This is a genomic window from Polynucleobacter sp. MG-Unter2-18, from assembly GCF_018687675.1.
Classification (GTDB): domain Bacteria; phylum Pseudomonadota; class Gammaproteobacteria; order Burkholderiales; family Burkholderiaceae; genus Polynucleobacter.
The window spans coordinates 1,731,215-1,757,723 of the sequence record NZ_CP061302.1 but is presented as its reverse complement, the minus strand read 5'-3'; the positions used below and the strand labels follow the sequence as shown (position 1 = coordinate 1,757,723).

The window sequence follows — 26,509 nt, the reverse complement described above, 5'->3', positions numbered from 1 at the left end:
ATATACAGTAACTTAATGTTAACGAAAAACTCAAAAAATTCAAAAAATAGCCCAACAAATAGCGAAAAGGGAGCGTATATGGCCTTAGACGATAAAAGAAAATCAGCCTCATCCGAATTTGACGGTATGAGTGGAGACAAGCAAAAGGCGCTTACTGCGGCCTTAGCGCAAATTGAGAAGCAATTTGGTAAGGGCTCAATCATGAGATTGGGCGATGCAGAAATACATCAAGATATTCAAGTAGTGTCGAGTGGCTCTTTGGGATTGGATATTGCCCTGGGAGTTGGGGGCCTAGCACGTGGCCGAGTGATCGAGATTTATGGTCCAGAATCTTCAGGCAAGACCACGCTGACTTTGCATGCGATTGCAGAAATGCAAAAGATTGGCGGAACTTGTGCCTTCATTGATGCGGAGCATGCTTTAGATGTTCAGTACGCTTCGCGTTTAGGTGTGGATGTGAACAACCTGTTGATCTCACAGCCAGATACTGGCGAGCAAGCATTAGAAATTGCAGACGCTTTGGTGCGTTCAGGCTCTATCGATTTAATCGTAATTGACTCTGTAGCGGCTTTAGTTCCAAGGGCGGAGATCGAGGGCGATATGGGTGATTCATTGCCTGGCCTCCAGGCTCGTCTGATGAGTCAAGCTTTGCGTAAATTGACTGGTGCAATCAAGCGTACCAATACAACCGTTATCTTCATTAACCAAATCCGTATGAAGATTGGCGTGATGTTTGGTTCACCTGAAACTACTACTGGCGGTAATGCACTGAAGTTCTACGCCTCTATGCGTTTAGATATTCGTCGTATCGGCAGCATCAAGAAGGGCGATGAAGTTGTTGGTAACGAGACCCGCGTGAAAGTGGTCAAGAACAAGGTATCTCCGCCATTCCGCGAGGCAATCTTTGACATCATGTACGGCGCTGGAATTTCTCGAGAAGGTGAAATTATCGATATGGGTGTTGAGGCTGATATCGTTGAAAAATCAGGCTCTTGGTATGCCTATAACGGTGATCGCATTGGTCAGGGAAAAGACAATGTGCGTGAGTTCTTGAAAGAGAATCCAGCCATTGCCCAGGATATTGAGGCCAAGATTCGTGCGAAATTGGGAGTAAAGACTGGCACAGCGATAGTTAGCGACGTTCTGAGCGAAGAAGAGGAAGCGTAATTCTTCGATGTCAGAACTAGGTAGCACCGTTCAAAAAAAGAAAAAACAAAGCCCGAGTCTCAAAGCTCGGGCTTTGCGCCTTTTATCTATGCGGGAGTACAGCCGCAAGGGTCTTGCAGCAAAGCTTGAAGAGTCAGTAGCAAGAATGTTGAAGCTTAAGTCTGTCGGGGAGGATTCTGAGGAGATTGCCACAACTGTCTACTTGACTGCTCAGATTGAGGCCGTCTTAGATGATTTCGAGGCGCGGGGATGGCTTTCTGATGAGCGCTTTGCAGAGGCTCTTGTCAGACGTCGTAGCGAGCGCTTTGGCACTAGAAAAATACAAGATGAGCTCACACAGGCAGGAGTGGATAGCTCAAAGACTGTAGCGCTTTTAAAGACCTTAAAAGAGACTGAATACCAGCGCGCTCACGAATTGTGGCTGCGTAAGTTTGGTGCACTAGCCAGCGAACAAAAGGAACGTGCTCGCCAGTATCGTTTTCTGGCATCTAAGGGCTTTAGCTCATCCGTAGTCTCTAAGGTGGTGGCTGGGCGTCCAGACTAGGGCAATTACGGAGCAGATAGACCATGTTGCCGCATTGCAGCATGATAGACTTACGAAGTCGGCTAAACCCCTACCATTTGCTTAAATAGGTAGACAAGGTTAATTCGGTTTTACTAATTCGCATTGCTTGCTAAAAAAGATACCGTTTCGGGAGTAATAATGAAAATTCACGAGTACCAAGGCAAAGAACTACTACGCCAATTTAATGTGCCTGTTCCAAACGGCATCCCAGCATTTAGTGTTGATGAGGCAATTAAAGCTGCCGAAAAGCTAGGCGGCCCAGTATGGGTTGTTAAGGCGCAAATTCATGCAGGTGGTCGCGGTAAAGGCGGCGGTGTCAAATTAGCTCGCAGTATGGACGAAGTGAAAAAATACGCTTCTGAAATTTTGGGTATGCAGTTGAAAACCCATCAAACAGGCCCAGAAGGTCAAAAAGTAAATCGTCTCTTAATTGAAGATGGCGCTGACATCAAAAAAGAGTATTACTTCAGTATCGTTACTGACCGCGGCACACAGAAGAATGTCATCATGGCTTCAAGTGAAGGTGGCATGGATATTGAAGAGGTTGCAGAATCTCATCCAGAAAAAATTATTAAAGTGTTTGTTGATCCATTGATTGGTTTGACTGATGCAGACTGCCAGATCATTGCGAAAGGCATTGGCGTTCCAGATGCCTCTATTCCAATGGCAAGCGACGTGTTTAAAAACTTGTACAAAACCTATTGGGAAACAGATGCTTCATTAGTGGAGATTAATCCATTGATTCTTGAAGGCAATGGCAAGATCAAGGCCCTTGATGCCAAATTTAATTTTGATCCAAATGCTTTGTATCGTCATCCAGAAATCGTAGCTTATCGCGATATTGACGAAGAAGATGCAGCTGAGATCGAAGCTTCTAAGTTTGACTTAGCCTACATTTCACTTGACGGCAACATTGGTTGCTTGGTGAATGGTGCTGGTTTAGCAATGGCTACGATGGATACCATCAAGTTGTTTGGCGGCGAGCCAGCAAACTTCCTGGACGTTGGTGGTGGCGCAACTGCAGAGAAAGTAACAGAAGCTTTCAAGATCATGCTCAAGAACAAGAGCGTTGAAGCAATTTTGGTAAATATTTTCGGTGGCATCATGCGTTGCGACGTGATTGCTGATGGCGTGGTTACGGCATGTAAGGCTGTGAACTTGACTGTACCTTTGGTCGTGCGCATGAAGGGTACTAATGAGGAGCTAGGTAAGAAGATTCTTGCAGACTCTGGTTTACCAATCATTAGCGCCGATTCAATGGCAGAGGCTGCTACTAAGGTAGTTGCTGCTGTTGCGAAAAACAAATAATCAAGGAAATTAATATGTCTATTTTGGTAAATAAAAATACTAAAGTAATTACCCAAGGTATTACTGGTAAGACTGGCCAATTCCATACGGAGAAGTGCCAGGAATACGCAAACGGTAAAAACTGTTTTGTTGCTGGCGTTAATCCTAAAAAAGCAGGCGAGTCTATTTTCAATATTCCAATTTATGGAACAGTAAAAGAGGCTGCCCAGCAAACTGGTGCCACTACTTCTGTAATTTATGTCCCGCCTCCTGGCGCAGCCGCAGCAATTTGGGAGGCTGTTGAAGCTGACCTTGATTTTGTGATTTGTATCACTGAAGGCATCCCAGTCAAAGACATGCTAGAAGTGCGTAATAAGATGCATGCAAAAGAAGCTGCCGGTGGTAAGAAGACTTTATTACTTGGCCCGAATTGTCCTGGCATCATTACTCCAGATGAAATCAAGATCGGTATCATGCCTGGCCATATTCACAAGAAAGGCCGCATTGGTGTAGTAAGCCGTTCAGGTACGTTGACGTATGAGGCAGTTGGTCAATTGACATCGATCGGTTTAGGCCAGTCCACTGCAGTAGGTATTGGTGGCGACCCAATCAATGGCTTAAAGCATATTGATGTAATGCGCATGTTCAACGAAGATCCAGATACAGATGCAGTTATCATGATCGGCGAAATCGGTGGTCCAGATGAAGCTGAAGCAGCCCGCTGGTGTAAGGCCAACATGAAGAAGCCGATTGTTGGCTTTATCGCTGGTGTAACAGCGCCCCCTGGAAAACGTATGGGCCATGCAGGCGCATTGATTTCTGGTGGTGCAGATACGGCTGATGCAAAGCTTTCTGTGATGGAAGAATGTGGCTTTAAAGTAACAAGAAATCCATCAGAAATGGCAGCATTACTTAAAGCCATGTTGTAATTGCGTTCAAGGAAAAGGATGCTAATTCGCATCCTTTTTCGTAGTACCTGTGGTTAAAACATAAAAATATAAGAGGATGACATGGAGTTTTTAACAATGCTAGATTGGTCTGTCGTTGCGCAGATCATCTTGATCGATATTCTATTGGGCGGTGACAACGCAGTAGTCATTGCTTTAGCTTGCAGAAATTTACACCCAAATCAGCGTCGTAAAGGGATCTTGTGGGGAACAGCAGGCGCAATTATTTTGCGTATTGTGCTGGTTGCCTTCGCAGTCACTTTGCTGCAAATTCCTTTCTTGAAGTTTGTTGGCGCTATTGCACTGCTGTGGATTGGTTACAAGTTGATGGTCGATACAGGTGGTGAAGAGGGTCATGATCTTCAGGCGCCTGATAAGTTATTTGCAGCCATCAAGACCATCATCATTGCAGATATCGTCATGAGTCTTGATAACGTTATAGCAATTGCTGGTGCTGCCGGTCAAGTTGACGATCAAGCTCATCAGCTTGGCTATATCGTTTTTGGTTTATTAGTTTCTGTACCGCTCATCATTGGTGGTAGCCGCATCGTTTTGTATCTAATCGATCGTTTTCCAATCATCGTTACGGCTGGTGCTGGCTTACTAGGCTGGATTGCTGGCGGTATGATGCTTTCCGATCCAGGCGTGATCAAGTATTTTGGCGCTGGAGTTGAGGCCTATAGCTTGGTCGCAGGTGCTGTTGGTGCTATTGGCGTCATGGCTCTTGGTGAGCTTGTGAAGCGGAGCGGCAAAAAAGCGTAATTATTTTCTTTCGCGTTAATCAGAAAAGCCGGCCTTGAAAGCCGGCTTTTCTTATATTTGGACATCTTGAATGCGTTGGGTATAGACTGGATGATGAGGAGTTTAACCCTCAGGAGCTAATGAATATGTCTACACAAGATCAGCAACAAGAGTCCGGATTTACCTTGATTGAGGTGATGGTGGTAGTTGCCATCATCGGTATTCTGGTGGCAGTAGCCGTTCCTCAATATCAAGATTACATTGCTCGCAGCCGCATCGTAGAGGGCATGAATCTCTCTTCAAGTGCAAAGCTTGCTGTGACCGAAGCTTTTGCGAGTAGAGGTACTGTACCAATGGATGATGCAACACAGGGCTCGTTTACTTTTGTGCCAACTCGCAGTGTGAAGTTAATTGAAATCACACCATCTGGTGCTATTGCCATCGACTTTCAGAATAACGTTGCCCCAGAAAATAAAAATACATTACATCTCATTCCTACAAATGACCCAGATTCCAATGTTCCTAAGGCAATTGATTTATCCAAGCCAGAGGGATCGACTTGGGCTGGTGGATGGTCTTGCCGCTCAAGTGAAACCAATCTACTATCTCAATTACTTCCTTCAGAGTGCCGCATTACGAAGTGAGATAGTTATTACAGTACATAGGAAATTAAGCCACCCTAGGGTGGCTTAATTATTTATATCAAGTGGCTAATTAACTACGCTTTCCACTCTCCAGACTTGCCACCACTTTTCTCTAGTAGGTGGACATCACCCATCACCATGCCTCTATCAACTGCTTTGGCCATGTCATATATTGTGAGAAGGGCAACTTGGACCGCGGTGAGAGCTTCCATTTCTACACCAGTAGGACCAGTGGTCTCAGCTCTGACTTGGCAGGTAATGCTACTAGAATCTTTATTTAGGGCAAACTCCAAGCTGACGTGGGTTAGTGCCAAGGGGTGGCAAAGAGGGATCAAATCAGAAGTCTTTTTAGATGCCTGAATGCCAGCTATGCGGGCGATGCCCAAAACATCTCCTTTTTTATGGCTGCCTGCTTCAATCATGCTAAAAGTCTCTGGGAGCATGGTGATTTTGCCTGTAGCAACGGCAATCCGATGGGTATTGGGCTTATCACCAACATTGACCATATGGGCTTGGCCGCTTGCATCAAAATGAGTTAGTTTGTTCATGGGATAAGTTTTACCATATAGGGATGCAAGTCATAAAGACATCACAAAGATCATCGCTATTTAAGCGAATTTTGGCTAGTCAGCTCATCCTGAGCCTAGCTTGGCCAAGTGCTGGTTTCGTCTATGCAGCTGGACCTGCGCCTTCCTCTGTAGCGGGTGATGTATCAGTGCAAGGTGAGTCTGCTGCCTTGCAAAATTTGGGTAGAGCGGTTCAGTTACCTGATGCTCGCTCCTCAAATCTGCCGTCACGCAATGCACCTCCAAGCCAACCCAGTTTTGTTCTCCCAGATATGGGGGATCCTGGTGGCGATAGCTTGAGTCGTATGGATGAGAAAAAGTATGGCGAAATGATCATGCGCCAGATTCGCCCGGATCCGGATTATTCAAATGATTTGCCCATCTATGACTATTTAAATCAAATGGAGCGACGCTTATTGCAGGCTGCAAAACGTCTGCAATTGGGCGGCGCTAATGAGCAGGGTAGCGGCGCCTATAACTTTGAGGTATTCGCCGTTAAAGATAGCAGTATTAATGCATTTGCATTACCCGGTGGATTTATTGGTTTTCATACGGGATTGCTGGTTAGTGCTGAAACAGATTCGGAAGTAGCTTCTGTTATGGGTCATGAGACCGGTCACGTTTTACAGCGCCACTTGGCTCGTCAGATGGATAAACAAACTACCAACACCATGATTGCCCTCGCTGGCATATTGTTAGGTGCCTTAGCTGCATCACGTAATCCTGGCGCTGCTTCTGGTTTGATGCAGGGAGGTCAAGCGGTAGCAGTGAATAATCAACTCTCCTACTCAAGAGATGCCGAGCGCGAGGCTGATCGTATTGGCTTTCAGATTCTGGCGGAGAGTGGCTATGACGTTAATGGTGCTCCAGGCTTTTTCCAACGCCTACAAAAGGCGACAGGGATTATGGATAGTGGAGTGCCGTCTTATGTGCGCACCCATCCATTAACCACGGACCGTATTGCGGATATGCAAGATCGTGCTCGCAATATCGCCAACAGAAATGTGCCCACAGCAGTAGAGTTTTATTTCATCAAAGCACGTGCCCGTATGGAGCAATCTGGAAGTTCTAGTCAGATGTATGACTTAAAAAATATCTTTGAAAGCTTAAGTAAACAGTCAGCCCCTGGCAAACAAATGGAAGGTTTTTATGGGCTTTCACTTGTCGCCCTAAAACAAGGTAAGTTTGATCAGGCTACAGGCTATCTACAACAAGCACGTAACCTGGCAAATAGCGTGAGTGCGCCAGGATCACCCATACTGCGACAAAGTCTGTCTTTAGACATTACTACTTCCGAGTTGGCATTGGCCAGGGGAAAAGGTGATGAGGCTTTGCAAATCGCTCAAGCTACATTAAAAGCTTTCCCGCAATCCTATGCTGCTGGAGCGGCGATGATGAATGCGTATCTAAAACTAGGGCGCACCAATGACGCCATTACTTGGTTAAAGGCGCGTACTAGATTACAACCCAATGAGGTGGTTTGGTGGAGCATGCTTTCTAATGCTTATGACCAGGCTAAAAATGTGCCAATGCGCCATTACGCCCTGGGAGAAAAGTATGCGCTTGAAGGTGCATGGCCTTCAGCCATTGAGCAACTCAAGATTGCTAGATCCTCTAGCGGCGCAGATTTTTATCAGGCCTCTAGTATTGATGCACGCCTTCGGGAAATGCAAAAGGAATATCAAGACGAATTGAAGGAGCTAGGCAAAAACATGCCGAGCTAATTAATTACTTGGTGCTTTAATGAAATTAAAGCGATTCGCTAATTCAGAAGAGTGAATGGGTTCAATGGGCAGCTGATTGCCTTTCCATTGCCAAGACCCTCTAAAGCTGCAGGCATCCTCCATCAATTTCGACTGATCTGAGAATAGATCTAAATCATGATCGTGTAATAGCGCGACGGATAGAGATTCTGCTTTAGTAAACACCTCCCCATTGATTTGATCGGAGAGTGATTGTTGAAATAATCCAGTAATGTAGATACTCCCTTTTTCATCACTCAGGGCACCCTGCGGTTTTATCTCTGTACCGCACTGGGTTAATAGTTGTGAACCACTTTCGCTCGGAAAGATTCTAGCAATGAATGGTGTGGCATCTAGCGTAACAAAAACTCGTTGAGGACCATTCTGGAAAAAAAATCTACCCAAAGAGTCATGCGCATAATTTCTAGAGATAAATTCATTGAGGGTTGTATGGTGAATCACGTTCCCGGGAAGTTGATTGGCCTGGACAAATTCATCACGCATGCGCCATTGACCACGACGATCCAGAGCTAGCCAGCCAAAGCAGTGCGGAACATTTGGCCACTTGATTAGTGACCGAAGAACCTGCTCATCCATGAGGCGTCAATCTACATGACATTACTATTTAATGCAGTCCATGTGGAGTTGAGGGCGCATCAAACGTATTCTCGGTGGAGTGGCTAGCATGAAGATGTGCAATCCGCCAGCCTTGACTATCTTGTAGAAGTACCAAGGTGATATTGAGAAAGAATGCTGCTTCAATCTGATCGGGTCGGATGTGGACAGCCTCAGTAGTGTCGTAGACCGCTGCCCCTAAAACAGAATGACTAATGCAGGCAATCGGCTCCAAAAAAAGAGCTTGCTTAGCTAAGAGACGCTCCAGACCATCCCGAATTTCTGCATGACCACTGAGGCGCTGGCCTTCTGGAAGGACGCAAGTAATCGAATCATCATCTAGCCAGATTGCCAAAGCCCCTTTAACATCACGATTTTTTAAGGCCTCACGCCAAGCATCCACTACTTCATCGGCATTGTGAAAAAGTCTGGCTAGTTTTGACATGGCTTACTTTCTGGTGATGTTTTGCGCTAAAAATTAATGGGATGTTTGAATAGCGCCTAATACGGTGATGGGCAAAATATCTTTCAAGCATTTAAGGTGACCTAATGGACACTCTCTTTTATGGCAGGGGCTGCAAGGTAGATTGAGCCAAAGCACTTTAGCTTTTTCGGATAGTGGTGGAGTGTGACGTGGATCACTTGAGCCAAAAATGGCAACTTGCGAAACTTTTAATGCGGCACCAATATGCATTAAGCCTGAGTCATTACTGACTAGCATCTTGCTTACCCCAATGAGTGCAATTGCTTCGTCTAATGAAGTTTTGCCACACCAGTTGTGTATTCGCGAGTCATTATTTACTTCAGCCTTAATGTGCTCACCCAAAGCGTAATCGCCCTTACTGCCCAAAAGAATCATATGAGCATCTGGTTGATTAGCAATTAACTGCTGAGCAAGAGAGGCGAAGTGATCGGTAGGCCAGCGTTTTGTTGCGCCGTACTCAGCGCCTGGGCAAAGTACATAAATTAAATTTTCATTGATGACTGCAGCTTGTAATTTGGCGCTGATTGATTCTTTGGCTACAGGTGAGATATTGAGCTTAGGATCTACAGGTTTGTTGGTATCAATCTCTTGTGAGTGCTCTAGTGAGTTAGCAAGTGCAAGGTAGTGATTTACCATCGGCGGACGATTCACTTTGCTCGGATTATCTAAAGTAAGATTTATCAGCCCAAAGCGCATTTCACCACGATAGCCAATTCGAAATGGAATATTGGCAAGCCAAGGAATAAGGGCAGACTTCAAACTATTGGGCAGAACATAGCAGGTGGTGTATTGGTTTAACTCAAGTTGCTTTGCTAGCTGCTTACGTAAGCCCCATTGCAATTGCCTATGTTCTAATCGCGCTTCAATGACTTGATGAACTTCTGAGCAAGCACGATAAATCGGTGCAACCCAAGGACTTGCTAAAACATCAATCTGTGACTGCGGGTAAATTGCTTTGAGATGCGCTATTAGTGGCTGTGACATTACGGCATCACCAATCCAGTTGGGGGCGATGATCAGAATACGATTCATATGAGGTATCCCGACACAGCACCCCGCTTTAGGGTGCTGCTAGGCTTAGTGCCCGTGGGGCTCGGTACCGGGGGTGAGTTTGTACTCAGTGCCGCAGTAAGGGCACTTAGCGCCACCCGTTTTCGCGACGTCAAGAAATACACGTGGATGCGAATTCCAGCTAGAGGTTTTATTGGTTGGGCAATGTAAAGGCAAGTCTTTATTGCCATCAACCATTACAACTTGAGCTTCACTCATGATCTGATTTCCAATTACTTAACGTAGGTTAACCAAGACTTGTATTGATCACTTCTGCCGTAGACCGCATCAAAGTAGGTCTTCTGGACTTGCTCCGTAATCGGACCGCGCTTACCATCGCCAATGGTTCGATCATCTAACTCACGAATAGGTGTTACTTCAGCAGCAGTACCGGTAAAGAAAGCCTCATCTGCCGAATACACTTCATCACGAGTAATACGCTTCTCACGCAATTCATAGCCAAGATCTTTGGCGATTTGGATGATGGAGTTACGAGTGATGCCGTCTAAACAAGAGGCCAGATCCGGGGTGTAAATAATGCCGTTGTTAACGATAAAGATATTCTCGCCAGAACCTTCAGATACATAACCCTCTGTATCTAGCAGGAGGGCTTCATCGTAGCCATTAGCCGTTACTTCTTGATTGGCCAAAATCGAGTTGATGTAGTAACCGGAGGCCTTAGCGCGAACTAGCGAGGAGTTCACAAAGTGGCGGGTAAATGAGGAGGTTTTAACGCGAATACCCTTGTTAAGACCGTCTTCACCCAAATAAGCACCCCATTCCCAGGCGGCAATCGCCGTATGAATGCTATTGCCCTTTGGAGAGATACCTAGCTTTTGGGAGCCAATAAAGATAATTGGGCGGATATAGCAAGATTCCAGCTTATTGCTGTTCACGACCTCAATAATGCCCTTGCTGATCTGTTCAGGGGTCCAAGGCATATTCATCTGGAAAATCTTGGTTCCGTTGAATAGACGCTTAACGTGCTCTGGAAGGCGGAAAATAGCGGTGCCTTGGGGGGTATTGTAGGCACGAATACCCTCGAATACACCCATTCCGTAGTGAAGACTGTGGGTTAGCACGTGAACATTGGCCTCACGCCAGGGAACTAGCTTCCCATCGGACCAAATAAAGCCATCGCGGTCGGACATCGACATTTTCTCTACCTTTTAAATATTTAATAAATTGGGTGATTCAATTAAGTAAAACAGGGTTCTGGGCTGCTGGGGTGTCTCCAGACCTAAAAAACGCCTAAGCCTTTATTGTAGAGCAGGCAGGGCAGTCTGACAGCCCAATTCCTTTGGGGTAGGAAGCTCGGACGATTTAGAATGGAGCATTCCCTTTAAACCACTCTATTTGCCTATTCTCATGCCGGAAACCCTCTTTAAAGTAAAGCGCCTTAGTGAACTAGCTGCTGCAGGTCTTCTCAAGGGAAAGCGAGTTTTGATCCGTGCTGACCTCAATGTTCCTCAAGATGATATGGGCAATATCACGGAAGACACTCGGATTAAAGCGTCCATGCCGGCAGTGCAAATGTGTTTGGATGCAGGTGCAGCGGTTATGGTGACCTCCCACTTGGGACGTCCAACTGAAGGTGAATTTAAACCCGAAGATAGTTTGGCTCCGGTAGCCGATCGAATTGCCACACTTTTGAATCGTAAAGTGCCCTTAATTAGCGATTGGGTGGGAGGTAATTTTGAACTCAATCCAGGCGAGTTAGTATTGCTGGAGAACTGCCGCCTTAATGTAGGCGAGAAAAAAAACAATGATGAGTTGGCTAAGAAGATTGCCGCTTTGTGTGATGTCTATGTCAATGATGCCTTTGGTACTGCTCACCGTGCTGAAGCAACTACGAATGGCGTAGCCAAATATGCGCCAATTGCTTGCGCGGGTCCATTAATGGCAGCGGAGTTAGATGCCTTAAGTCGTGCTCTAGCAAGTCCGAAGCGCCCATTGGTAGCGATTGTGGCAGGATCTAAAGTATCTTCAAAGCTCACTATTCTCAAGGCTCTAGCTGACAAGGTGGATGAGTTGATTGTGGGTGGCGGCATTGCAAATACTTTTATGTTGGCCAAAGGTTTGCCAATCGGTAAGTCATTGGCAGAGCCAGATTTGGTTAATGAAGCTCTAGAAATCATGGACATTATGGAAAAGCGTGGTGCGCATGTTCCTATCCCTGAAGATGTTGTTGTCGCAAACGAGCTTTCTCCATTAGCGCGTGCAAATCGTGTCGCGGCTGATCAAGTGGCTGATGACGATATGATTTTGGATATTGGCCCCAAGACTGCGGCACGTTTATCTACGATGCTGGCTCACGCTGGCACGATTGTATGGAATGGCCCATTGGGCGTATTTGAGATTGATCAGTTTGGCGGTGGCACTAAGATGTTGGCAGCAGCGATTGCCCATTCACCTGCATTTTCTATTGCTGGTGGTGGTGATACCTTGGCGGCGATTGCGAAGTACGGTATTGAAAATCAAGTGGATTACATCTCTACTGGTGGTGGCGCTTTCTTAGAATTCTTAGAAGGTAAAACCTTGCCAGCCTTTGCAGTATTAGCCGAAAGAGCGAAAGACTAAATATGTTGAGAGCAACTAAAATTATTGCCACATTAGGACCTGCATCAGAAAAGCCTGAAGTATTGCGCGAGATGATTCGTGCTGGTGTAGATGTTGTGAGAATGAACTTTTCTCATGGCACGGTTGCAGACCATAAAGCGCGTCACGATTTGGTGCGTAACATTTCCGCAGAAGTTGGCAAAGAGGTTGGCATCATGGCTGATCTTCAAGGCCCAAAAATTCGGGTTGGTAAATTTGTCGATAGCAAAATTCTCCTAAAAGAAGGTGCGCAATTTATTTTGGATGTTGCTTGTGAACTAGGTAACCAAGAGCGCGTAGGCTTGGATTACAAAGAGTTGCCACAAGATGTGAAGCCAGGTGATCGACTGTTATTGAATGATGGCTTGGTTGTTCTTCGGGTCGAGAGTGTAAAAGGGGGAGAAATCTTTACCCTGGTAGAGCAAGGTGGCCCACTCTCAAATAATAAAGGTATTAACCGTGCTGGAGGTGGCTTGACTGCACCAGCACTGACTGAAAAAGACATTGCTGATTTGGATGCCGCGATTGCGATGGGCGTAGATTTTCTAGCGATCAGCTTTCCAAAAGATGGTGCTGACATGACCTATGCCCGTAAGTTGGCAGATGCCGCTAGCGCAAAGTACGGCGTTGGTAAGGTTCGCACGATTGCTAAGGTGGAGCGTGCTGAAGCTATTGAAACTGAAGCTCTCAAAAGCATCATCGCGGAGAGTGACGGCATCATGGTTGCACGCGGTGATCTAGCCATTGAGGTTGGTAATGCAGCCGTTCCTGCTTTACAAAAGCGCATGATCAAACTTGCACTTGAGGCTGATAAATTTACGATCACTGCTACTCAAATGATGGAGTCCATGATTAATGCTCCAGTACCCACCCGCGCTGAGGTGAGTGACGTAGCTAATGCAGTGTTAGATGGCACAGACGCAGTCATGCTGTCTGCAGAATCTGCTGCCGGTAACTACCCGGTACAAACTATCAAGGCCATGGCCGAGATTTGTGTTGAAGCCGAAAAGTCAGATCGAGTAAAACTGGATACGGATTTCATGGATCAAACCTTCTCACGCATTGATCAAACGATTGCCTTGGGCGCATTGTTTACAGCGCATCACCTCAATGCTAATGCGATTGCTGCTTTAACAGACTCCGGGTCTACTGCAGTTTGGATGAGTCGTCACAATATTCATTTACCTATTTTTGCCTTGACTTCTAAGATTACTACTCAGCGCGCCTTAAGCACTTACCGCAATGTTTTCCCAATTGGCTTGGATTACACCAAGCACCGTGATACCGCATTGCAGGAAGTAGAAGACTGCTTGAAAAAGATGGGTGCTGTGAAGAAGGGTGACGTAGTTGTCCTAACCTCTGGTGAGCCCATGGGAGAGCCAGGTGGTACGAATTCACTCAAGATTATTCAGGTGAAGTAATTCATTTTTTAAGATTTTTATTCAAACTATTTATCACTAACATTTTTTAATTAAGAAACCATCATGGCTTTAGTATCTTTACGACAACTCTTGGATCACGCTGCTGAAAACGGCTATGGCTTGCCAGCATTTAACGTCAATAATTTAGAGCAGGTAACGGCGATCATGGAAGCTGCTCATGAAGCAGATTCCCCAGTCATCATGCAAGCTTCTGCTGGTGCTCGTAAATATGCCGGTGAATCATTCTTACGCCACCTGATTTCTGCTGCAGTTGAGGCTTATCCCCATATCCCAATTGTGATGCACCAAGATCACGGCCAAAGTCCAGCAGTATGTATGGCTGCTATTAAGAGTGGCTTTACTAGTGTGATGATGGATGGCTCCTTAGAGGCTGATGGTAAGACTGTTGCCAGCTACGAATACAACGTGGATGTTTCTAGAGAAGTAGTGAAGTTCTCCCACTCTATTGGAGTTACTGTTGAAGCAGAGTTGGGTGTACTTGGTTCGCTAGAGACTATGCAAGGCGATAAAGAGGATGGCCATGGTGCTGATGGCAAGATGACGCGTGAGCAGTTGTTGACAGACGTTGAGCAAGCGGCCGACTTTGTAAAAGCTACCCAATGTGATGCCTTAGCAATTGCGATTGGTACTAGTCATGGTGCCTATAAATTTACTAAGAAGCCTACGGGCGATATTTTGGCAATCGAGCGCATTAAAGAAATTCATACCCGTATTCCAAATACACATTTAGTAATGCATGGTTCATCCAGTGTTCCACAAGAGTTGCTTGCTGAGATTCGTGAGTTTGGTGGCGATATGAAGGAAACTTACGGCGTGCCTGTTGAAGAAATTCAAGAGGGCATTAAGAACGGTGTACGTAAGATCAATATTGATACCGATATTCGTTTGGCGATGACGGGCGCTATCCGTCGTTATTTGTTTGAGAATCCAAGTAAGTTTGATCCACGTGACTATCTGAAGCCTGCACGTGAAGCGGCCAAGAAAGTTTGTATTGCGCGCTTCAATACTTTTGGTTGTGCAGGTCAAGCATCCAAAATTAAGCCAATTCCTCTGGAAAAAATGGCTGAGCTGTACAAGAGTGGCAAATTAACTCAGATCGTGAAGTGAAATAAATATGCCCGCTTTGTACGCTACTTCTATTAAGTCATTACCTTTACTCTCCAAAGGAAAGGTGCGTGATGTATACGCACTGGGTGACGATAAGCTACTCATGGTCACAACAGACCGCTTGTCTGCCTTTGACGTAGTGATGGGTCAACCGATTCCTGAAAAGGGAATTGTGCTTAATCAAATGGCTAATTTTTGGTTTGAGAAGTTGGCTAAAGTGATTCCGAATCACTTGACGGGTATTGATCCTGAAAGCGTGGTGCCTGCCGATGAGCTTGATCAGGTCAAAGGTCGTGCGGTGGTGGCTAAACGCCTTAAGCCAATCTTGGTCGAAGCAGTGGTGCGAGGCTACCTAGCTGGTAGTGGTTGGAAGGACTACCAAGAAACTGGCAAGGTCTGCGGTATTGCATTGCCAGCCGGTCTTGAAAATGCACAAAAGTTACCTGAACCTATTTTTACTCCTGCTGCAAAAGCAGAAATGGGTGAGCATGATGAAAATATCTCTTTTGACAAAGTGATCGAGATGATTGGTGAAAAGTTAGCCAATCAAATTCGTGAGGTCAGTATTCGTTTGTACAAGGAGGCCTCCGAATTTGCCGCGACTCGCGGAATCATCATTGCAGATACCAAGTTTGAATTTGGTCTGGATGACGCCGGTCAGTTGGTATTGATGGATGAAATCCTCACTGCTGATTCTTCCCGTTTTTGGCCTGCCGAAACCTATCATGTGGGTGCAAATCCTCCCTCCTATGACAAGCAATTTGTGAGGGACTGGCTGGAGACAGCAACGGTTGATGGCAAGCCTTGGCCAAAAACTGCTCCAGCGCCTGCTTTGCCGGTAGATGTGATTGATAAAACAGCGCAAAAGTACCGCGAAGCCCTCGCTCGCTTAACTAAGGTCTAATTTCTATAGAGCCCTAAAAGGCTGGGATAATAAGGACTTAGATAGATTAACGATGTAGATCAGGGCACTTGGAGAGGGAAATGAGCAAAAAGCCAGTAGTCGGAATAGTGATGGGATCCAACTCAGATTGGGACACCATGCAGCATGCTGCTCAAATGCTTGATCAATTTGGCATTGCTCATGAGGCTAAAGTAGTTTCTGCCCATCGCATGCCAGATGATATGTTTACCTATGCAGAAAATGCCTCAAAAAATGGCCTTAAGGCGATTATTGCTGGCGCTGGTGGCGCTGCGCATTTGCCGGGCATGTTGGCATCAAAAACCATTATTCCGATTTATGGCGTTCCAGTCGCTAGCAAATACTTGCGTGGTGAAGACTCTCTCTACTCCATCGTGCAAATGCCTAAAGGTATTCCGGTAGCGACATTTGCGATTGGCGAGGCTGGGGCTGCAAATGCAGCCTTACATGTCATTGCTAATTTGGCGGTCAATGATCCTGCTTTAGCAAAACAGCTAGAAGACTTTCGTGCAAAGCAGTCCGAAACTGCGCGCTCTATGAAACTGCCGGGATATTAATCAGATGGTAGATCGTTTGGAGCCCATCTTGCCGGGCTCGTATTTGGGAATTTTAGGTGGTGGTCAATTGGGGCGGATGTTTACACAAGCCGCTCAAGCAATGGGTTACAAGGTCTGCGTTCTGGATCCTGGATCAGATAGTCCGGCTGGTTCCATTGCGGAAAAATTTATTCAAGCTGATTACACCGACTCTGCTGCCTTAAAAGAAATGGCAGCATTGTGTAGATCCGTTAGTACGGAATTTGAGAATGTTCCTGCACAAGCTTTAGACGAACTCGAATCTTTAGGTGTTTTTGTGGCACCACGAAGTAGCTGTGTATCTTTGGTACAGAACCGCGTGGCTGAAAAAAAATTCTTGGCCACCTGGAGAGCGGAGACCAATATTGGCCCTGCTCCTTATTTTGTGCTTGAGCATGATGCAGACATCGAGCATGTGCCTGCAGATCTGTTCCCCGGCATTCTGAAAACTGCTCGCATGGGTTACGACGGCAAAGGCCAAATTACAGTGTATGACTCTGCCAATCTAGTTGCTGCTTGGGCTGAATTGAGTAAGGTACCTTGTGTTCTGGAAAAGCGCATGGATTTGGATTTCGAAGTATCTGCTTTGGTAGTGCGTGGATATGATGATGCGGTGGTAGCCTATCCTGTTTCTCAGAATATTCATCGTGACGGTATCTTGCATACCTCAACTGTGCCAGCCCCATCACTAAAGCCTGCTCAAGAGAAAAAAATTATTGAAGCCGCTAAAGCACTAATTCGTAAGATTGATTACGTGGGAGTGTTGTGTGTGGAGTTTTTTGTACTTAAGAGTGGCGATATCGTTGCTAATGAAATTGCCCCACGTCCGCATAACTCAGGCCACTACACTATGGATGCCTGTGTGAGCAGTCAGTTTGAACAACAGGTCAGGAGTATGGCTCGCTTACCTTTGGGTGATACCCGCTTGCTAGCACCAGTCTCGATGCTCAATCTCTTGGGAGATCTTTGGTACGAAGGCAGCGAAGATAAGACAAGAGAGCCTGCTTGGGATAAGGTACTTTCCCATCCGGATGCCAAGTTACATCTATACGGTAAATCTGATCCACGCATGGGTCGTAAGATGGGTCATATCAATTGCTTAGGTGAATCGCTTAACCAGGCACGTCAAAATTGCGCAGCCGTCGCAGTTGAATTAGGGATCGAGCCCTAGTAATGTCCAGTGACAGTAGCGCTCTGCATTTATCTGCAGTTATTAACGAAGCAGTACAAACTTTGCGAGATGGTGGCTTGGTCGCCTTTCCGACTGAGACGGTGTATGGCTTAGGGGCAGATGCAAAGAACCCTGATGCCATCAAACAAATTTTTACTGCCAAAGGTAGACCCTCTAATCACCCACTCATTGTTCACTTAGCGGCGCCTGATCAGTTCGATCAGGCTCAAGTGGATTGGGTACCAGTACTAGCGCCGTGGGTAAGGGATTTATCGGAAGATGCATTAAAGTTGATTAATACTTTTTGGCCTGGCCCATTGACATTGGTCTTTAAAAAAGACAAAAGCGTTTTAAATGAACTCACCGGTGGTCAGGATACGGTTGCGATTCGTGCGCCTGCTCATCCGATTGCGCAGGAGTTACTCCGTAAATTTAAAGGTGGAGTTGTTGCTCCTTCGGCCAATCGTTTTGGAAAGGTATCACCAACCAGTGCGGCTGATGTCCGTAGCGAGTTTGAAGATATATTAGATCTCATGATTTTGGATGGTGGTGATTGCGAAGTCGGCATTGAATCAACCATCATTGATTTATCTTCTGGCGATCATCCAGTTTTATTGCGTCCAGGACTCATTACTCCCAGAGAAATTTTTGCTAAGACAGGCATTCCAGTTTATTTACCTGGTGAAAGCAGCTCAACAAAGCAGGGTGGTGATATACCGCGGGTGTCTGGCAGTCTGCGTGCCCATTACGCCCCTACAACTCCATTAAGAATGTATGCGCCAGGTAGAGTCTTAGATGCTCTGAGTGAGTTTCCAGATATTAAGTCGCGGGTAGCGGTTGCGGTTTGGGATTCAGATTCTTCATTAGGTGAGGATGGACATCCATCAGTACATTTTGAGGAAGTGCTTGTGCCCAGTGATAGCGCTGCCTTTGCAAGTCGTCTGTACCGATCCCTGCGAGATCTAGATCAACAGGGTTGGGATTTGATTTTGTTTCCTGAGCCCCCAGCAGGCGAGGAGTGGGATGGGGTTCGGGACCGACTTCAGCGTGCCTGTTTTGGATCTGGCCCATCATTTAGTAGCCACGCCAATAATTGATCATGCGCCTCTAAGCCTCTCAAAGCATTGGGATGGTTTATGAAGGAGGTCACCGCATACATCCTTCCGGACTTACTCATCACATAGCCTGATATTGCCCTGACATCCACCAGCGCTCCTGTTTTGATTCGAGCTTCAGGCTTTTTCTTCAAATGCAAAAATTTCCGTAAATGTGCAATCAGGCGATTTTTCATCGTGCCATCCGTCCCTGCAATCGGAAGGCTGTTATAAAACGTATCCGCAACGGATAAGTTACGAGCTGCAACTAATAATTGCGTCATATGTTCAGCAGAAATTGCTTCAGTACGGGATAAGCCAGAGCCATTCTCAATGACGAGCTCTGGAAACTGAAGGCCCAAGCCTTTTAACCAACTCTGAATCACAAGTTCACCATTTTCAGTAGTTGCTGGTTTGCCCATTTTCTCCAAAGCCAAGGTCAGCATAAGCTGCCTAGCCATCACGTTGTTGGAGTGCTTATTAATATCTTGTACATCATCTGCCAGTGAAATGCCTTCAAACTGCAGTAGTAGTCGTGATGCCAGAGGAACAGTACCAGACTTTCCGGTAGGTGCTTGAGCCCAAGTACCACCAGCGAGCTCCCAGGCTGCAGCAAAACCTTGAGTAATAAAGGTATTGGCATCCAAAGCAACGACGTTGTAGTTTACCCCTTTGCAGGCATTGGGAAAACTACCAGAGAACTGGGCAGTCAGAAGTTGGTTGGTAGGGGCTCCGTCGCCCTCAGGATCTAGGTTAAAACGAAGATTGCTTCTCCAGTTATCGCAAGGCTGATTAACTAACTGCATTTGGTTAATCACTTTGAGTTGAGATAGTGGCGGTGTGTAGCTGATATCGATAAAGTCAGCAGTGCGCGATTTTCCTAGCTGAAACGAGAGAGTTCTAAAAGCATATAGCAGGGGATCTGGCGGCACGTTATAGGCGCGAAGCGATTCTCCATCAATAGTGTTATGTTCCATGACGCTGGGAGCATAAGCACTTCTATCAAAGAATAGATTGCCATCAATTTTTTGAATACCCAGATTTTGTAAGGCCTTCATCATTTTGGCGAATTCTTCAGGAATCAGCTTGGGATCACCGGTACCTTGCAAATAGAGATTGCCTTTGAGAGTTCCTTGACGAATCAGTCCATCGGTATAAATATTGGTACGCCAGCGATACTGAGGCCCCAAAATATCTAAGCCTGTAAGTGTAGTGACTAGCTTCATCGTTGATGCGGGGTTCATTGCCTGTTTAGAGCGCCAATCCACTTCTGTTTTTGCCGTAACTTTGCCCGCCTGTCCCGGCTTAATTTCAAGTACTGAAATACTGATTGCCTCTTTGGGGATCTGACTTTTTTCAAGGCTGGCGGCAACAGCTTTAGGTACGTACTTCAGGGCAGCCTCTTGGGAGGCTGGATCAGCAGAATGCGCCTGTGGGCTGAATAATAAGTAGGTGAGGACGCAGACCAGTAAACGATTAACCGGGGTCTTATTAGAGGGCGAAGCATTTTGGGTACGCATGCCCCATAGAATAAACCTTGTCGACTAATACGCCATTACTACCTCAAATTACCGCCGGTATTTTTCCTTGTAATTTTCGATGGTTTGGTTTTGTTGTTTGAGTAGCATAGTAAAACGCTCAATACGATCCAAGAGTGAACCTTCAATTTCAAGAGATTCGCAGGCATGGATGAAGCCAGTAGCTTGCAGTAGTTGCGCCCCGCCTTTTACTTTATGAATCAGACTCTGAAACTGCGTCTCATCAATAGAGCTCGTAATACCATCAGAGTGTAATTGACCCAAAGTCTCTAGATGAACCTTTTCAATTTCCTCCAAAATTACAATGATTTGGAGGGGATCGTCTTTGATAAGATTGGAAAAAGCATCGAATGAATACTCCTCATCAATGTGGAATTTTTTTTGGCTGGTTTCAAAATAGCGCATGAGTTCATTCTCAAGAGCGCCTAAGCTCAATGGCTTGATGAGGACACCGTTCATGCCAGAGGATAAAAATTGATGGCGTGAGTCTAGTGCGTATATATCAGCAGTGACAGCGATAATGATTAAGTCACGATTACCTAGGGATCGGACCTGTTTCGCCAATTCAGAACCCTGCATGCCCGGCATGGATTGATCCGTTAGCATTAAGTCAAAATGATGGTCTTTCAATAGCTCTAGTGCAATAGTGGCATTCTCGCAAACGCAGGCACTAATTCCAAGCGCCTGCAACTGTAGTGACAAAATTTGACGACTAGCCGGATGGTCTTCAACTACCAAAGCCTGAATTTCACAGTTCTTTCGATCCGCTCTTTTAGAGATTAAGTTCCTAGATGACGCTGCGCAAGAATCAAAGCTAGTGGCCTGGGGTGCGGCAATGCTAGTTCTCGGCAGAGCCACAGAAAAATGGACATTGCTTCCAAATCCCGGAGCGCTCTCAAAATAAAGATGGCTATTCATAGAATTCACCAAATGATTGGTGATGGTGAGCCCAAGACCCGTCCCCCTCATTTGCTCTGATAGACAAGACTCTTGCGTGGCTGGTAATTGTTCAAAAGCTTGCAGGGCCAATTTGATTTGATCGCTCCCCATTCCAACCCCAGTATCAATCACCCGGAATTCGAGTAGTTGGCCAGCATGATCATCGGCGAGGACACTGACAGAAAAGTACACTTCACCCTCAGCGGTGAACTTGATCGCATTGCTGAGTAAATTCTGTAGAACTTGTCGCAGGCGTAAGGAATCAATCATGAGTACCTCAGCGATCCCGGGATCAATTGTGGTGTGGAGTATTAAATCCTGCTTTTTTGCTACTGTAGAAAATGCTGCATGAATATCCATAATTAATTGATGTGGATTGCAAGGCCCCAAGTTGAGGGTGAGTTTTCCAGCCTCAATCTTAGAAATATCTAAAACTTGATTTAGCATGCCCAAAAGAGATTCGGCAGAAGCTTGCGCACTCTTCAATAGCGTCTTATCTTTCTTAGGAAATTGCGCGCTACCAAGCAGTAGTTCTTGAACCCCTAAGATGGCATTCATTGGTGTCCGAATCTCATGGCTCATAGTTGCTAGAAAGGCTGACTTTGCAGCATTCGCTTTTTCAGCCAGCTCTTTTGAGTGAAGTAATTCATGAGCGGTTTTCTTTTGGTCAAAATATTTTCTTTGGAGTTGATAAAACATCGCTCCACCAATCATGAGAATAAGTGTGGCACTCAGCCAAGGAAGTAGGTTTGAACCTCGCTTGTACTCATCGTCTAATACAAAAAGCTGACGTGATGCAATAGGGTCTAAGTCATTTAAAAAGTGGCTCAGTACGTCGTGAAGTGGGGCGTGCTGGTCTGAGATGAGCCAGCGATAGGCAAAAGGATCACGACTATATAAACCATCAATTTTGAGATCTGAATTTTGGGTTTCTCGTATTAGTTGACGGGCCAAGCGAATGGGCATGACTAGTGCCTCGATGTCACTTTTAATAAGAGATTGAATTAAGCTAGCGGGCGACTGCGCCTCTTTAATATCACTGAAACTATTAATGCTGGCGGGCGCGTTTTCAAGACCTCGATCAAAGTAGCCAATCTTCACAGAGCTTGAGTCCAGCTTGCTTGAGGACTTAGTGACAATAGCATCATGACCCCAAAAGATGGCTTCAGATAGAGATCCAAATTGCAATACGTGGTCATCAATGTTTGGTGGATCAATGATGAAGTCCACTTCACCTTTTTTGAGTTGCTTTAAGCCTTCTGGGTCTGATTTTCTCCATACCGGAATATATTGTTGTCGTGTGCACTCTTCAATTTTGGATAGCAGCGCCATAAAGGGTGCCGTACCCTGCTGATGACTAGATGGGCTGAGATAGGAGGCATATTTTTCGTGAATACTGAATCGCACAACTGGATGGGCATCGATCCATGATTGCTCAGCAACGCTAAAGGGTCCGGCATTCGCTAGACCTGCATAGACACAGCAGAGTATGAATACTTTTTTCAATATGAACCGATGCATACAGTATTTAGCTTTCGATGATGTTGTTCATGCGGCAGAACAAGATCAAGTCAGCAATATTATTAATACCTAGTTTGTCAAAGACTCTGGTCTTGTAGGTTGCTACTGTCTTATTGCTAATGTGCAATAGGTCTGATATCTGCTGGTTGGTGTTGCCTTTGCCCAGATACTTTATGACTTGTAGCTCGCGATCCGATATCAATGCCAATTTGTCGTTATCGCTCAAGGAAGTGTTGCCGTTCTTGCCATGCGTAAAGAAGGTATAGCCTTGGGAGATGGCAACGCATGCAGCCAAAATGACATCAGCCCCAGCAGTCTTATTCACAAAACCATGCGCACCTAACGACCGCACTCTGCCGCCATAGACTGCTTCATCTAGACTAGATAGCACCAAAATACGAACTTCTGGATGCATCAAGCCAATGCGGCGGATGACATCAAAGCCATCCGTCTTGGGCATGTCCAAATCTAAGATGACCATATTGGGATTGACTTCTTTGATTGAGCGTAGGCATTCTTCACCATGCTGCGCCTGTCCTGCGATCTCAAAAAGCAATTGATCTTGCAACATACTTTTTAATGCCATCAGCATAGCTGGATGGTCATCTACCAACATCACGCGTTTTCTCATTACTTGTCTCCATTTTGGGTTTTATGAGGGTGCAGCGAAAAAATGGCCTTGGCGATGCGGCTATCGCTCATGTGTAGCATTTGATGTCGGCTTACTGGAGGCATCATGAGTCCGCCATAGCTATGGTGTGCTCCCATTACCATGACATTTTCCAAATCCTTTACCAGGGTGATGTTGCTGGCATAAATTTGGGTACGAAATTTCTGGCCAAGAGAAATCATTTCTTTTGGTAAGCCATCGGCTCGAAATTGCCCCATCTCAATATGAATGCCATCGGGCTCAATTTCTTCAATCAAGCGGATTTGTGGGCCGGTGCCAGAAAAATGAAGCAGATGGATAAGGACACCAAGGCGACGCATTCGCAATAAACCTTCCATACACGATTCCATGGAATCGATATCGCTGAGTTTATGCATGCCTAAACTCACTAAGCCAACAGGGAGTCGTGAATTCAGAATCAGATCGCTTAAAGCATCTATAAAACTACTGGATGCAAGACATTGTGCTGGCATCGGTAAGATGCCCGGAATGAAGCGTCCGCTACGGTACCAATACGTAATAGTGTCTAAGCCCTCCATGAATAATCTGAGGAGCTGCGAGTCGGTGGCGGTCAATAATGGTCTAAATAAAGAGCTCGTCAGCTTGGTTCCTTGGCTATTAAAGATGGGTTCGTTACTAATCGCTTGTCGCTGGGACCAGGATTGGTGTTCTTCTAGCGCTTCGCCACTAAGACCAAGCCAAGGCTGGCCGCAGGCATCGCGTACTTCTTGGAAGGGTTTGTTCTTCCAAGCCTTTACAAGCGTGTACAGCCGGGATTTCGGGCTCATCAGCAATCTCCAATCATTGAACAGTCAGTCTAGGCAGGACAGATTAGAGGAGTAAGGGCTTAAGGCTTATTTGTGTGTAGGAATCTACCTACTTGCCTGCCTCCATTATAGAAAGAGCAGGAGCCTCATTTGAAATTTAAGGTGAATTTGCCCTTGAAATCCCTAGAAACAGACCTATATAATCAGCACTCCCTACACGCGAGTGCTAAAACAGGCTTATTCAGCTGAAAAGCTTGTTTTCTGCGTGTTAAGAGAATGCAACATATTGATTTATATTGGTTTTTTAATTAGTTAACACTTACTAACATAGGAGAAGGAATGAATCTGCGTCCTTTACATGATCGCGTAATCATTAAACGTTTAGATCAAGAATCAAAAACTGCCTCTGGAATCATCATTCCGGATGCTGCTGCTGAAAAGCCGGATCAAGGCGAAGTATTGGCAGTTGGCCCAGGCAAGCGTGATGACAGCGGTAAGTTGAATGCACCAGACGTCAAGGTTGGCGATCGCGTGTTATTTGGCAAATATGCAGGTCAAACAGTTAAGGTCGGCAGCGATGAACTTCTCGTCATGCGCGAAGAAGACATCATGGCTGTTGTACAGAAGTAATTAGTACCTAAGAAAGGAATTCAATCATGGCAGCAAAAGACGTCGTATTTGGAGATAACGCCCGTACCAAAATGGTAGAGGGTGTCAATATTCTCGCAAACGCAGTAAAAGTAACTTTGGGACCAAAAGGTCGCAATGTGGTGATCGAGCGTTCATTTGGCGGCCCAATCATCACTAAAGATGGTGTATCCGTAGCAAAAGAAATCGAACTCAAAGACAAGCTCCAGAACATGGGTGCTCAGATGGTGAAGGAAGTTGCTTCTAAAACCAATGACATCGCTGGTGACGGCACCACTACCGCTACTGTATTGGCTCAGTCTATCGTTCGCGAAGGCATGAAATACGTAGTATCAGGCCACAATCCAATGGACTTGAAGCGTGGTATCGACAAAGCGGTTACAGCGGCACTCGAAGAGCTTAAGAAAATTAGCAAGCCTTGCACGACTACTAAAGAAATCGCTCAAGTTGGCTCTATCTCGGCTAATAGCGACCAAAGTATTGGTCAGCGCATTGCTGAAGCAATGGAAAAAGTTGGCAAAGAAGGCGTTATCACTGTTGAAGATGGCAAGTCATTGGAAGATGAGCTTGAGGTAGTTGAGGGTATGCAATTTGACCGTGGTTATCTCTCCCCGTATTTCATTAACCAACCTGAAAAGCAAGTTGCCGTATTGGAAACTCCATATGTTCTCTTGTTTGACAAGAAAGTTAGCAACATCCGTGATTTGCTCCCAGTGCTCGAGCAAGTAGCTAAATCTGGTCGCCCATTGTTAATCATTGCAGAAGATGTTGAAGGCGAAGCCTTGGCAACTCTAGTCGTGAACAACATTCGCGGCATCATCAAGACTTGCGCTGTCAAGGCTCCGGGCTTTGGCGATCGTCGTAAAGCCATGTTGGAAGACATCGCAATTTTAACTGGCGGTACTGTCATTGCTGAAGAAATCGGCCTGACACTCGAGAAAACAACTCTTGAGCACTTAGGTCAAGCTAAGCGTATCGAAATTGGTAAAGAAAACACCATCATCATTGACGGTGCTGGCGATGCTAAAGCAATCGAAGCGCGCGTGAAGAACATCCGTGTTCAGATCGAAGAAGCAACTAGCGACTACGACAAAGAGAAATTGCAAGAGCGCGTTGCCAAATTGGCAGGTGGTGTTGCAGTGATTCGTGTTGGTGCTGCTACTGAAGTAGAAATGAAAGAAAAGAAAGACCGAGTTGATGATGCATTGCATGCAACTCGTGCAGCGGTAGAAGAAGGTATTGTTCCTGGCGGTGGCGTAGCTCTGTTACGTGCGATGCAGGGCATCAAAGGCTTGAAGGGCGATAACCCTGACCAAGACGCTGGTATCAGCATCGTATTGCGTGCAATGGAAGAGCCAATTCGTATCATCGTTTCTAATGCAGGCGATGAAGCCAGCGTAGTTGTGAACGCAGTATTGGCCAGTAAGGGCAATAACGGTTACAACGCAGCAACTGGTGAATACGGCGACCTCGTAGCTCAAGGTGTGATCGATCCAACCAAGGTAACAAAAACTGCATTAGTTAATGCGGCATCTGTTGCAGCCTTATTGTTGACTACCGATTGCGCAATTTGCGAAGCCCCAAAGGATGATTCTGCTGGTGGTGGCATCCCTGATATGGGTGGTATGGGTGGTATGGGTGGTATGGGCGGCATGATGTAATTGCTGTTAATTTCCTCAGCTATCTAGCTGTACAAACTAAAACGCCTG

At 45.8% G+C, this 26,509-nt stretch carries 26 protein-coding genes; 16 read left to right on the top strand and 10 right to left on the bottom strand.

Going from position 1 to position 26,509, the window contains the following annotated elements:
- The first annotated feature begins 78 nt into the window (after positions 1–78).
- The 6 genes from recA to C2759_RS09150 all read left to right on the top strand — a co-directional run bounded on the left by recA (position 79) and on the right by C2759_RS09150 (position 5,351).
- Complete coding sequence (gene recA / locus C2759_RS09175) at positions 79–1,167, top strand: recombinase RecA (RefSeq protein ID WP_046330807.1); 1,089 nt, start codon at positions 79–81, stop codon at positions 1,165–1,167.
- A 7-nt stretch (positions 1,168–1,174) separates the two neighbouring features.
- Positions 1,175–1,711, top strand: a complete 537-nt coding sequence (gene recX, locus C2759_RS09170) for a recombination regulator RecX (protein WP_215354931.1) — start codon at positions 1,175–1,177, stop codon at positions 1,709–1,711.
- A gap of 159 nt (positions 1,712–1,870) precedes the next feature.
- Complete coding sequence (gene sucC, locus C2759_RS09165; RefSeq protein ID WP_215354929.1) at positions 1,871–3,040, top strand: ADP-forming succinate--CoA ligase subunit beta; 1,170 nt, start codon at positions 1,871–1,873, stop codon at positions 3,038–3,040.
- A gap of 14 nt (positions 3,041–3,054) precedes the next feature.
- Positions 3,055–3,948 (top strand): succinate--CoA ligase subunit alpha, encoded by an 894-nt coding sequence (sucD, locus tag C2759_RS09160; RefSeq protein ID WP_215354926.1) that lies wholly within the window; start codon positions 3,055–3,057, stop codon positions 3,946–3,948.
- Positions 3,949–4,029: 81 nt separating this feature from the next.
- Complete coding sequence (locus C2759_RS09155) at positions 4,030–4,728, top strand: TerC family protein (protein ID WP_215354924.1); 699 nt, start codon at positions 4,030–4,032, stop codon at positions 4,726–4,728.
- A 125-nt stretch (positions 4,729–4,853) separates the two neighbouring features.
- Complete coding sequence (locus C2759_RS09150) at positions 4,854–5,351, top strand: pilin (RefSeq protein ID WP_305849428.1); 498 nt, start codon at positions 4,854–4,856, stop codon at positions 5,349–5,351.
- Between the two features lie 74 nt (positions 5,352–5,425).
- Here the strand turns inward: C2759_RS09150 and moaC are convergent, their stop codons facing one another.
- Positions 5,426–5,899, bottom strand: coding sequence for a cyclic pyranopterin monophosphate synthase MoaC (gene moaC / locus C2759_RS09145; protein WP_215354921.1), 474 nt, complete (start codon positions 5,897–5,899; stop codon positions 5,426–5,428).
- A gap of 23 nt (positions 5,900–5,922) precedes the next feature.
- On the opposite strand from moaC, the gene C2759_RS09140 reads away from it, so the two are divergent.
- On the top strand, positions 5,923–7,641 hold the full coding sequence (locus C2759_RS09140) for a M48 family metalloprotease (protein WP_215354919.1): 1,719 nt from the start codon (positions 5,923–5,925) through the stop codon (positions 7,639–7,641).
- Here the strand turns inward: C2759_RS09140 and C2759_RS09135 are convergent, their stop codons facing one another.
- The 5 genes from C2759_RS09135 to C2759_RS09115 are packed head-to-tail and all read right to left on the bottom strand — an operon-like array spanning position 7,642 to position 10,965.
- On the bottom strand, positions 7,642–8,256 hold the full coding sequence (locus C2759_RS09135) for a DUF2946 family protein (protein WP_215354917.1): 615 nt from the start codon (positions 8,254–8,256) through the stop codon (positions 7,642–7,644).
- Positions 8,257–8,284: 28 nt separating this feature from the next.
- Positions 8,285–8,719, bottom strand: coding sequence for a nuclear transport factor 2 family protein (locus tag C2759_RS09130; RefSeq protein WP_215354915.1), 435 nt, complete (start codon positions 8,717–8,719; stop codon positions 8,285–8,287).
- 33 nt (positions 8,720–8,752) lie between these two features.
- The gene (gene waaF / locus C2759_RS09125; protein ID WP_215354913.1) at positions 8,753–9,790 is read right to left on the bottom strand and encodes a lipopolysaccharide heptosyltransferase II; all 1,038 of its coding nucleotides are present in this window, start codon (positions 9,788–9,790) and stop codon (positions 8,753–8,755) included.
- Between the two features lie 45 nt (positions 9,791–9,835).
- Entirely contained in the window at positions 9,836–10,027 is a 192-nt protein-coding gene (locus C2759_RS09120) for a zinc-finger domain-containing protein (RefSeq protein WP_215354911.1), read from the bottom strand.
- Between the two features lie 14 nt (positions 10,028–10,041).
- Positions 10,042–10,965 carry a branched-chain amino acid transaminase gene (locus tag C2759_RS09115; protein WP_215354909.1) on the bottom strand — a complete coding sequence of 308 codons (924 nt, stop codon included), beginning with the start codon at positions 10,963–10,965 and terminating at the stop codon, positions 10,042–10,044.
- A 211-nt stretch (positions 10,966–11,176) separates the two neighbouring features.
- Here C2759_RS09115 and C2759_RS09110 point away from each other — a divergent pair, with 211 nt between their 5' ends.
- The 7 genes from C2759_RS09110 (at position 11,177) to C2759_RS09080 (ending at position 18,720) form a co-directional block, all read left to right on the top strand.
- A complete protein-coding gene (locus C2759_RS09110; RefSeq protein WP_215354907.1) occupies positions 11,177–12,388 on the top strand; it encodes a phosphoglycerate kinase in 1,212 nt (403 codons plus the stop codon).
- A gap of 2 nt (positions 12,389–12,390) precedes the next feature.
- Positions 12,391–13,827, top strand: a complete 1,437-nt coding sequence (gene pyk, locus C2759_RS09105; RefSeq protein WP_215354905.1) for a pyruvate kinase — start codon at positions 12,391–12,393, stop codon at positions 13,825–13,827.
- Between the two features lie 63 nt (positions 13,828–13,890).
- The gene (fba, locus tag C2759_RS09100; RefSeq protein ID WP_215354903.1) at positions 13,891–14,955 is read left to right on the top strand and encodes a class II fructose-bisphosphate aldolase; all 1,065 of its coding nucleotides are present in this window, start codon (positions 13,891–13,893) and stop codon (positions 14,953–14,955) included.
- Positions 14,956–14,962: 7 nt separating this feature from the next.
- The gene (locus tag C2759_RS09095) at positions 14,963–15,859 is read left to right on the top strand and encodes a phosphoribosylaminoimidazolesuccinocarboxamide synthase (RefSeq protein WP_215354900.1); all 897 of its coding nucleotides are present in this window, start codon (positions 14,963–14,965) and stop codon (positions 15,857–15,859) included.
- 80 nt (positions 15,860–15,939) lie between these two features.
- Positions 15,940–16,434, top strand: a complete 495-nt coding sequence (gene purE, locus C2759_RS09090; RefSeq protein WP_215354897.1) for a 5-(carboxyamino)imidazole ribonucleotide mutase — start codon at positions 15,940–15,942, stop codon at positions 16,432–16,434.
- Between the two features lie 4 nt (positions 16,435–16,438).
- A complete protein-coding gene (locus C2759_RS09085; protein ID WP_215354894.1) occupies positions 16,439–17,623 on the top strand; it encodes a 5-(carboxyamino)imidazole ribonucleotide synthase in 1,185 nt (394 codons plus the stop codon).
- A gap of 2 nt (positions 17,624–17,625) precedes the next feature.
- On the top strand, positions 17,626–18,720 hold the full coding sequence (locus tag C2759_RS09080; protein WP_215354891.1) for an L-threonylcarbamoyladenylate synthase: 1,095 nt from the start codon (positions 17,626–17,628) through the stop codon (positions 18,718–18,720).
- On the opposite strand, the gene dacB is transcribed toward C2759_RS09080, so the two are convergent.
- Genes dacB through C2759_RS09060 form a run of 4 tightly spaced genes read right to left on the bottom strand, consistent with a single transcriptional unit; the run spans position 18,666 to position 24,173 of the window.
- On the bottom strand, positions 18,666–20,237 hold the full coding sequence (gene dacB / locus C2759_RS09075) for a D-alanyl-D-alanine carboxypeptidase/D-alanyl-D-alanine-endopeptidase (RefSeq protein ID WP_215354888.1): 1,572 nt from the start codon (positions 20,235–20,237) through the stop codon (positions 18,666–18,668). The two genes, C2759_RS09080 and dacB, sit on opposite strands and share 55 nt — an antisense overlap.
- Before the next feature lie 48 nt (positions 20,238–20,285).
- Positions 20,286–22,715, bottom strand: coding sequence for a response regulator (locus tag C2759_RS09070; protein ID WP_215354885.1), 2,430 nt, complete (start codon positions 22,713–22,715; stop codon positions 20,286–20,288).
- Positions 22,716–22,722: 7 nt separating this feature from the next.
- Positions 22,723–23,346: a response regulator transcription factor gene (locus tag C2759_RS09065; RefSeq protein ID WP_215354882.1), complete on the bottom strand. Its 624-nt coding sequence runs from the start codon at positions 23,344–23,346 to the stop codon at positions 22,723–22,725.
- Positions 23,346–24,173 carry a diguanylate phosphodiesterase gene (locus C2759_RS09060; RefSeq protein ID WP_215354879.1) on the bottom strand — a complete coding sequence of 276 codons (828 nt, stop codon included), beginning with the start codon at positions 24,171–24,173 and terminating at the stop codon, positions 23,346–23,348. The genes C2759_RS09065 and C2759_RS09060 overlap by 1 nt, the downstream gene beginning before the upstream one ends.
- A 318-nt stretch (positions 24,174–24,491) precedes the next feature.
- Here C2759_RS09060 and C2759_RS09055 point away from each other — a divergent pair, with 318 nt between their 5' ends.
- Together C2759_RS09055 and groL are read left to right on the top strand one after the other, a co-directional pair.
- Positions 24,492–24,782, top strand: a complete 291-nt coding sequence (locus tag C2759_RS09055; RefSeq protein ID WP_015421939.1) for a co-chaperone GroES — start codon at positions 24,492–24,494, stop codon at positions 24,780–24,782.
- A 26-nt stretch (positions 24,783–24,808) separates the two neighbouring features.
- Positions 24,809–26,461, top strand: a complete 1,653-nt coding sequence (gene groL, locus C2759_RS09050; protein ID WP_215354876.1) for a chaperonin GroEL — start codon at positions 24,809–24,811, stop codon at positions 26,459–26,461.
- The last annotated feature ends 48 nt before the right edge of the window (positions 26,462–26,509 follow it).

Excerpts from the sequence above, each read along its gene's own strand:
- C2759_RS09155 (WP_215354924.1), top strand. The coding sequence starts at position 4,030 with ATGGAGTTTTTAACAATGCTAGATTGGTCTGTCGTTGCGCAGATCATC.
- C2759_RS09150 (WP_305849428.1), top strand. The coding sequence starts at position 4,854 with ATGTCTACACAAGATCAGCAACAAGAGTCCGGATTTACCTTGATTGAG.
- C2759_RS09085 (WP_215354894.1), top strand. The coding sequence starts at position 16,439 with ATGGTAGATCGTTTGGAGCCCATCTTGCCGGGCTCGTATTTGGGAATT.
- C2759_RS09135 (WP_215354917.1), bottom strand. The coding sequence starts at position 8,256 with ATGGATGAGCAGGTTCTTCGGTCACTAATCAAGTGGCCAAATGTTCCG.
- C2759_RS09120 (WP_215354911.1), bottom strand. The coding sequence starts at position 10,027 with ATGAGTGAAGCTCAAGTTGTAATGGTTGATGGCAATAAAGACTTGCCT.
- pyk (WP_215354905.1), top strand. The coding sequence starts at position 12,391 with ATGTTGAGAGCAACTAAAATTATTGCCACATTAGGACCTGCATCAGAA.
- sucC (WP_215354929.1), top strand. The coding sequence starts at position 1,871 with ATGAAAATTCACGAGTACCAAGGCAAAGAACTACTACGCCAATTTAAT.
- waaF (WP_215354913.1), bottom strand. The coding sequence starts at position 9,790 with ATGAATCGTATTCTGATCATCGCCCCCAACTGGATTGGTGATGCCGTA.
- purE (WP_215354897.1), top strand. The coding sequence starts at position 15,940 with ATGAGCAAAAAGCCAGTAGTCGGAATAGTGATGGGATCCAACTCAGAT.
- C2759_RS09065 (WP_215354882.1), bottom strand. The coding sequence starts at position 23,346 with ATGAGAAAACGCGTGATGTTGGTAGATGACCATCCAGCTATGCTGATG.
- C2759_RS09060 (WP_215354879.1), bottom strand. The coding sequence starts at position 24,173 with ATGAGCCCGAAATCCCGGCTGTACACGCTTGTAAAGGCTTGGAAGAAC.
- C2759_RS09110 (WP_215354907.1), top strand. The coding sequence starts at position 11,177 with ATGCCGGAAACCCTCTTTAAAGTAAAGCGCCTTAGTGAACTAGCTGCT.
- fba (WP_215354903.1), top strand. The coding sequence starts at position 13,891 with ATGGCTTTAGTATCTTTACGACAACTCTTGGATCACGCTGCTGAAAAC.
- C2759_RS09080 (WP_215354891.1), top strand. The coding sequence starts at position 17,626 with ATGTCCAGTGACAGTAGCGCTCTGCATTTATCTGCAGTTATTAACGAA.
- recA (WP_046330807.1), top strand. The coding sequence starts at position 79 with ATGGCCTTAGACGATAAAAGAAAATCAGCCTCATCCGAATTTGACGGT.
- sucD (WP_215354926.1), top strand. The coding sequence starts at position 3,055 with ATGTCTATTTTGGTAAATAAAAATACTAAAGTAATTACCCAAGGTATT.
- C2759_RS09055 (WP_015421939.1), top strand. The coding sequence starts at position 24,492 with ATGAATCTGCGTCCTTTACATGATCGCGTAATCATTAAACGTTTAGAT.
- moaC (WP_215354921.1), bottom strand. The coding sequence starts at position 5,899 with ATGAACAAACTAACTCATTTTGATGCAAGCGGCCAAGCCCATATGGTC.
- C2759_RS09095 (WP_215354900.1), top strand. The coding sequence starts at position 14,963 with ATGCCCGCTTTGTACGCTACTTCTATTAAGTCATTACCTTTACTCTCC.
- C2759_RS09140 (WP_215354919.1), top strand. The coding sequence starts at position 5,923 with ATGCAAGTCATAAAGACATCACAAAGATCATCGCTATTTAAGCGAATT.
- C2759_RS09130 (WP_215354915.1), bottom strand. The coding sequence starts at position 8,719 with ATGTCAAAACTAGCCAGACTTTTTCACAATGCCGATGAAGTAGTGGAT.
- groL (WP_215354876.1), top strand. The coding sequence starts at position 24,809 with ATGGCAGCAAAAGACGTCGTATTTGGAGATAACGCCCGTACCAAAATG.
- C2759_RS09115 (WP_215354909.1), bottom strand. The coding sequence starts at position 10,965 with ATGTCGATGTCCGACCGCGATGGCTTTATTTGGTCCGATGGGAAGCTA.
- recX (WP_215354931.1), top strand. The coding sequence starts at position 1,175 with ATGTCAGAACTAGGTAGCACCGTTCAAAAAAAGAAAAAACAAAGCCCG.
- C2759_RS09070 (WP_215354885.1), bottom strand. The coding sequence starts at position 22,715 with ATGCATCGGTTCATATTGAAAAAAGTATTCATACTCTGCTGTGTCTAT.
- dacB (WP_215354888.1), bottom strand. The coding sequence starts at position 20,237 with ATGCGTACCCAAAATGCTTCGCCCTCTAATAAGACCCCGGTTAATCGT.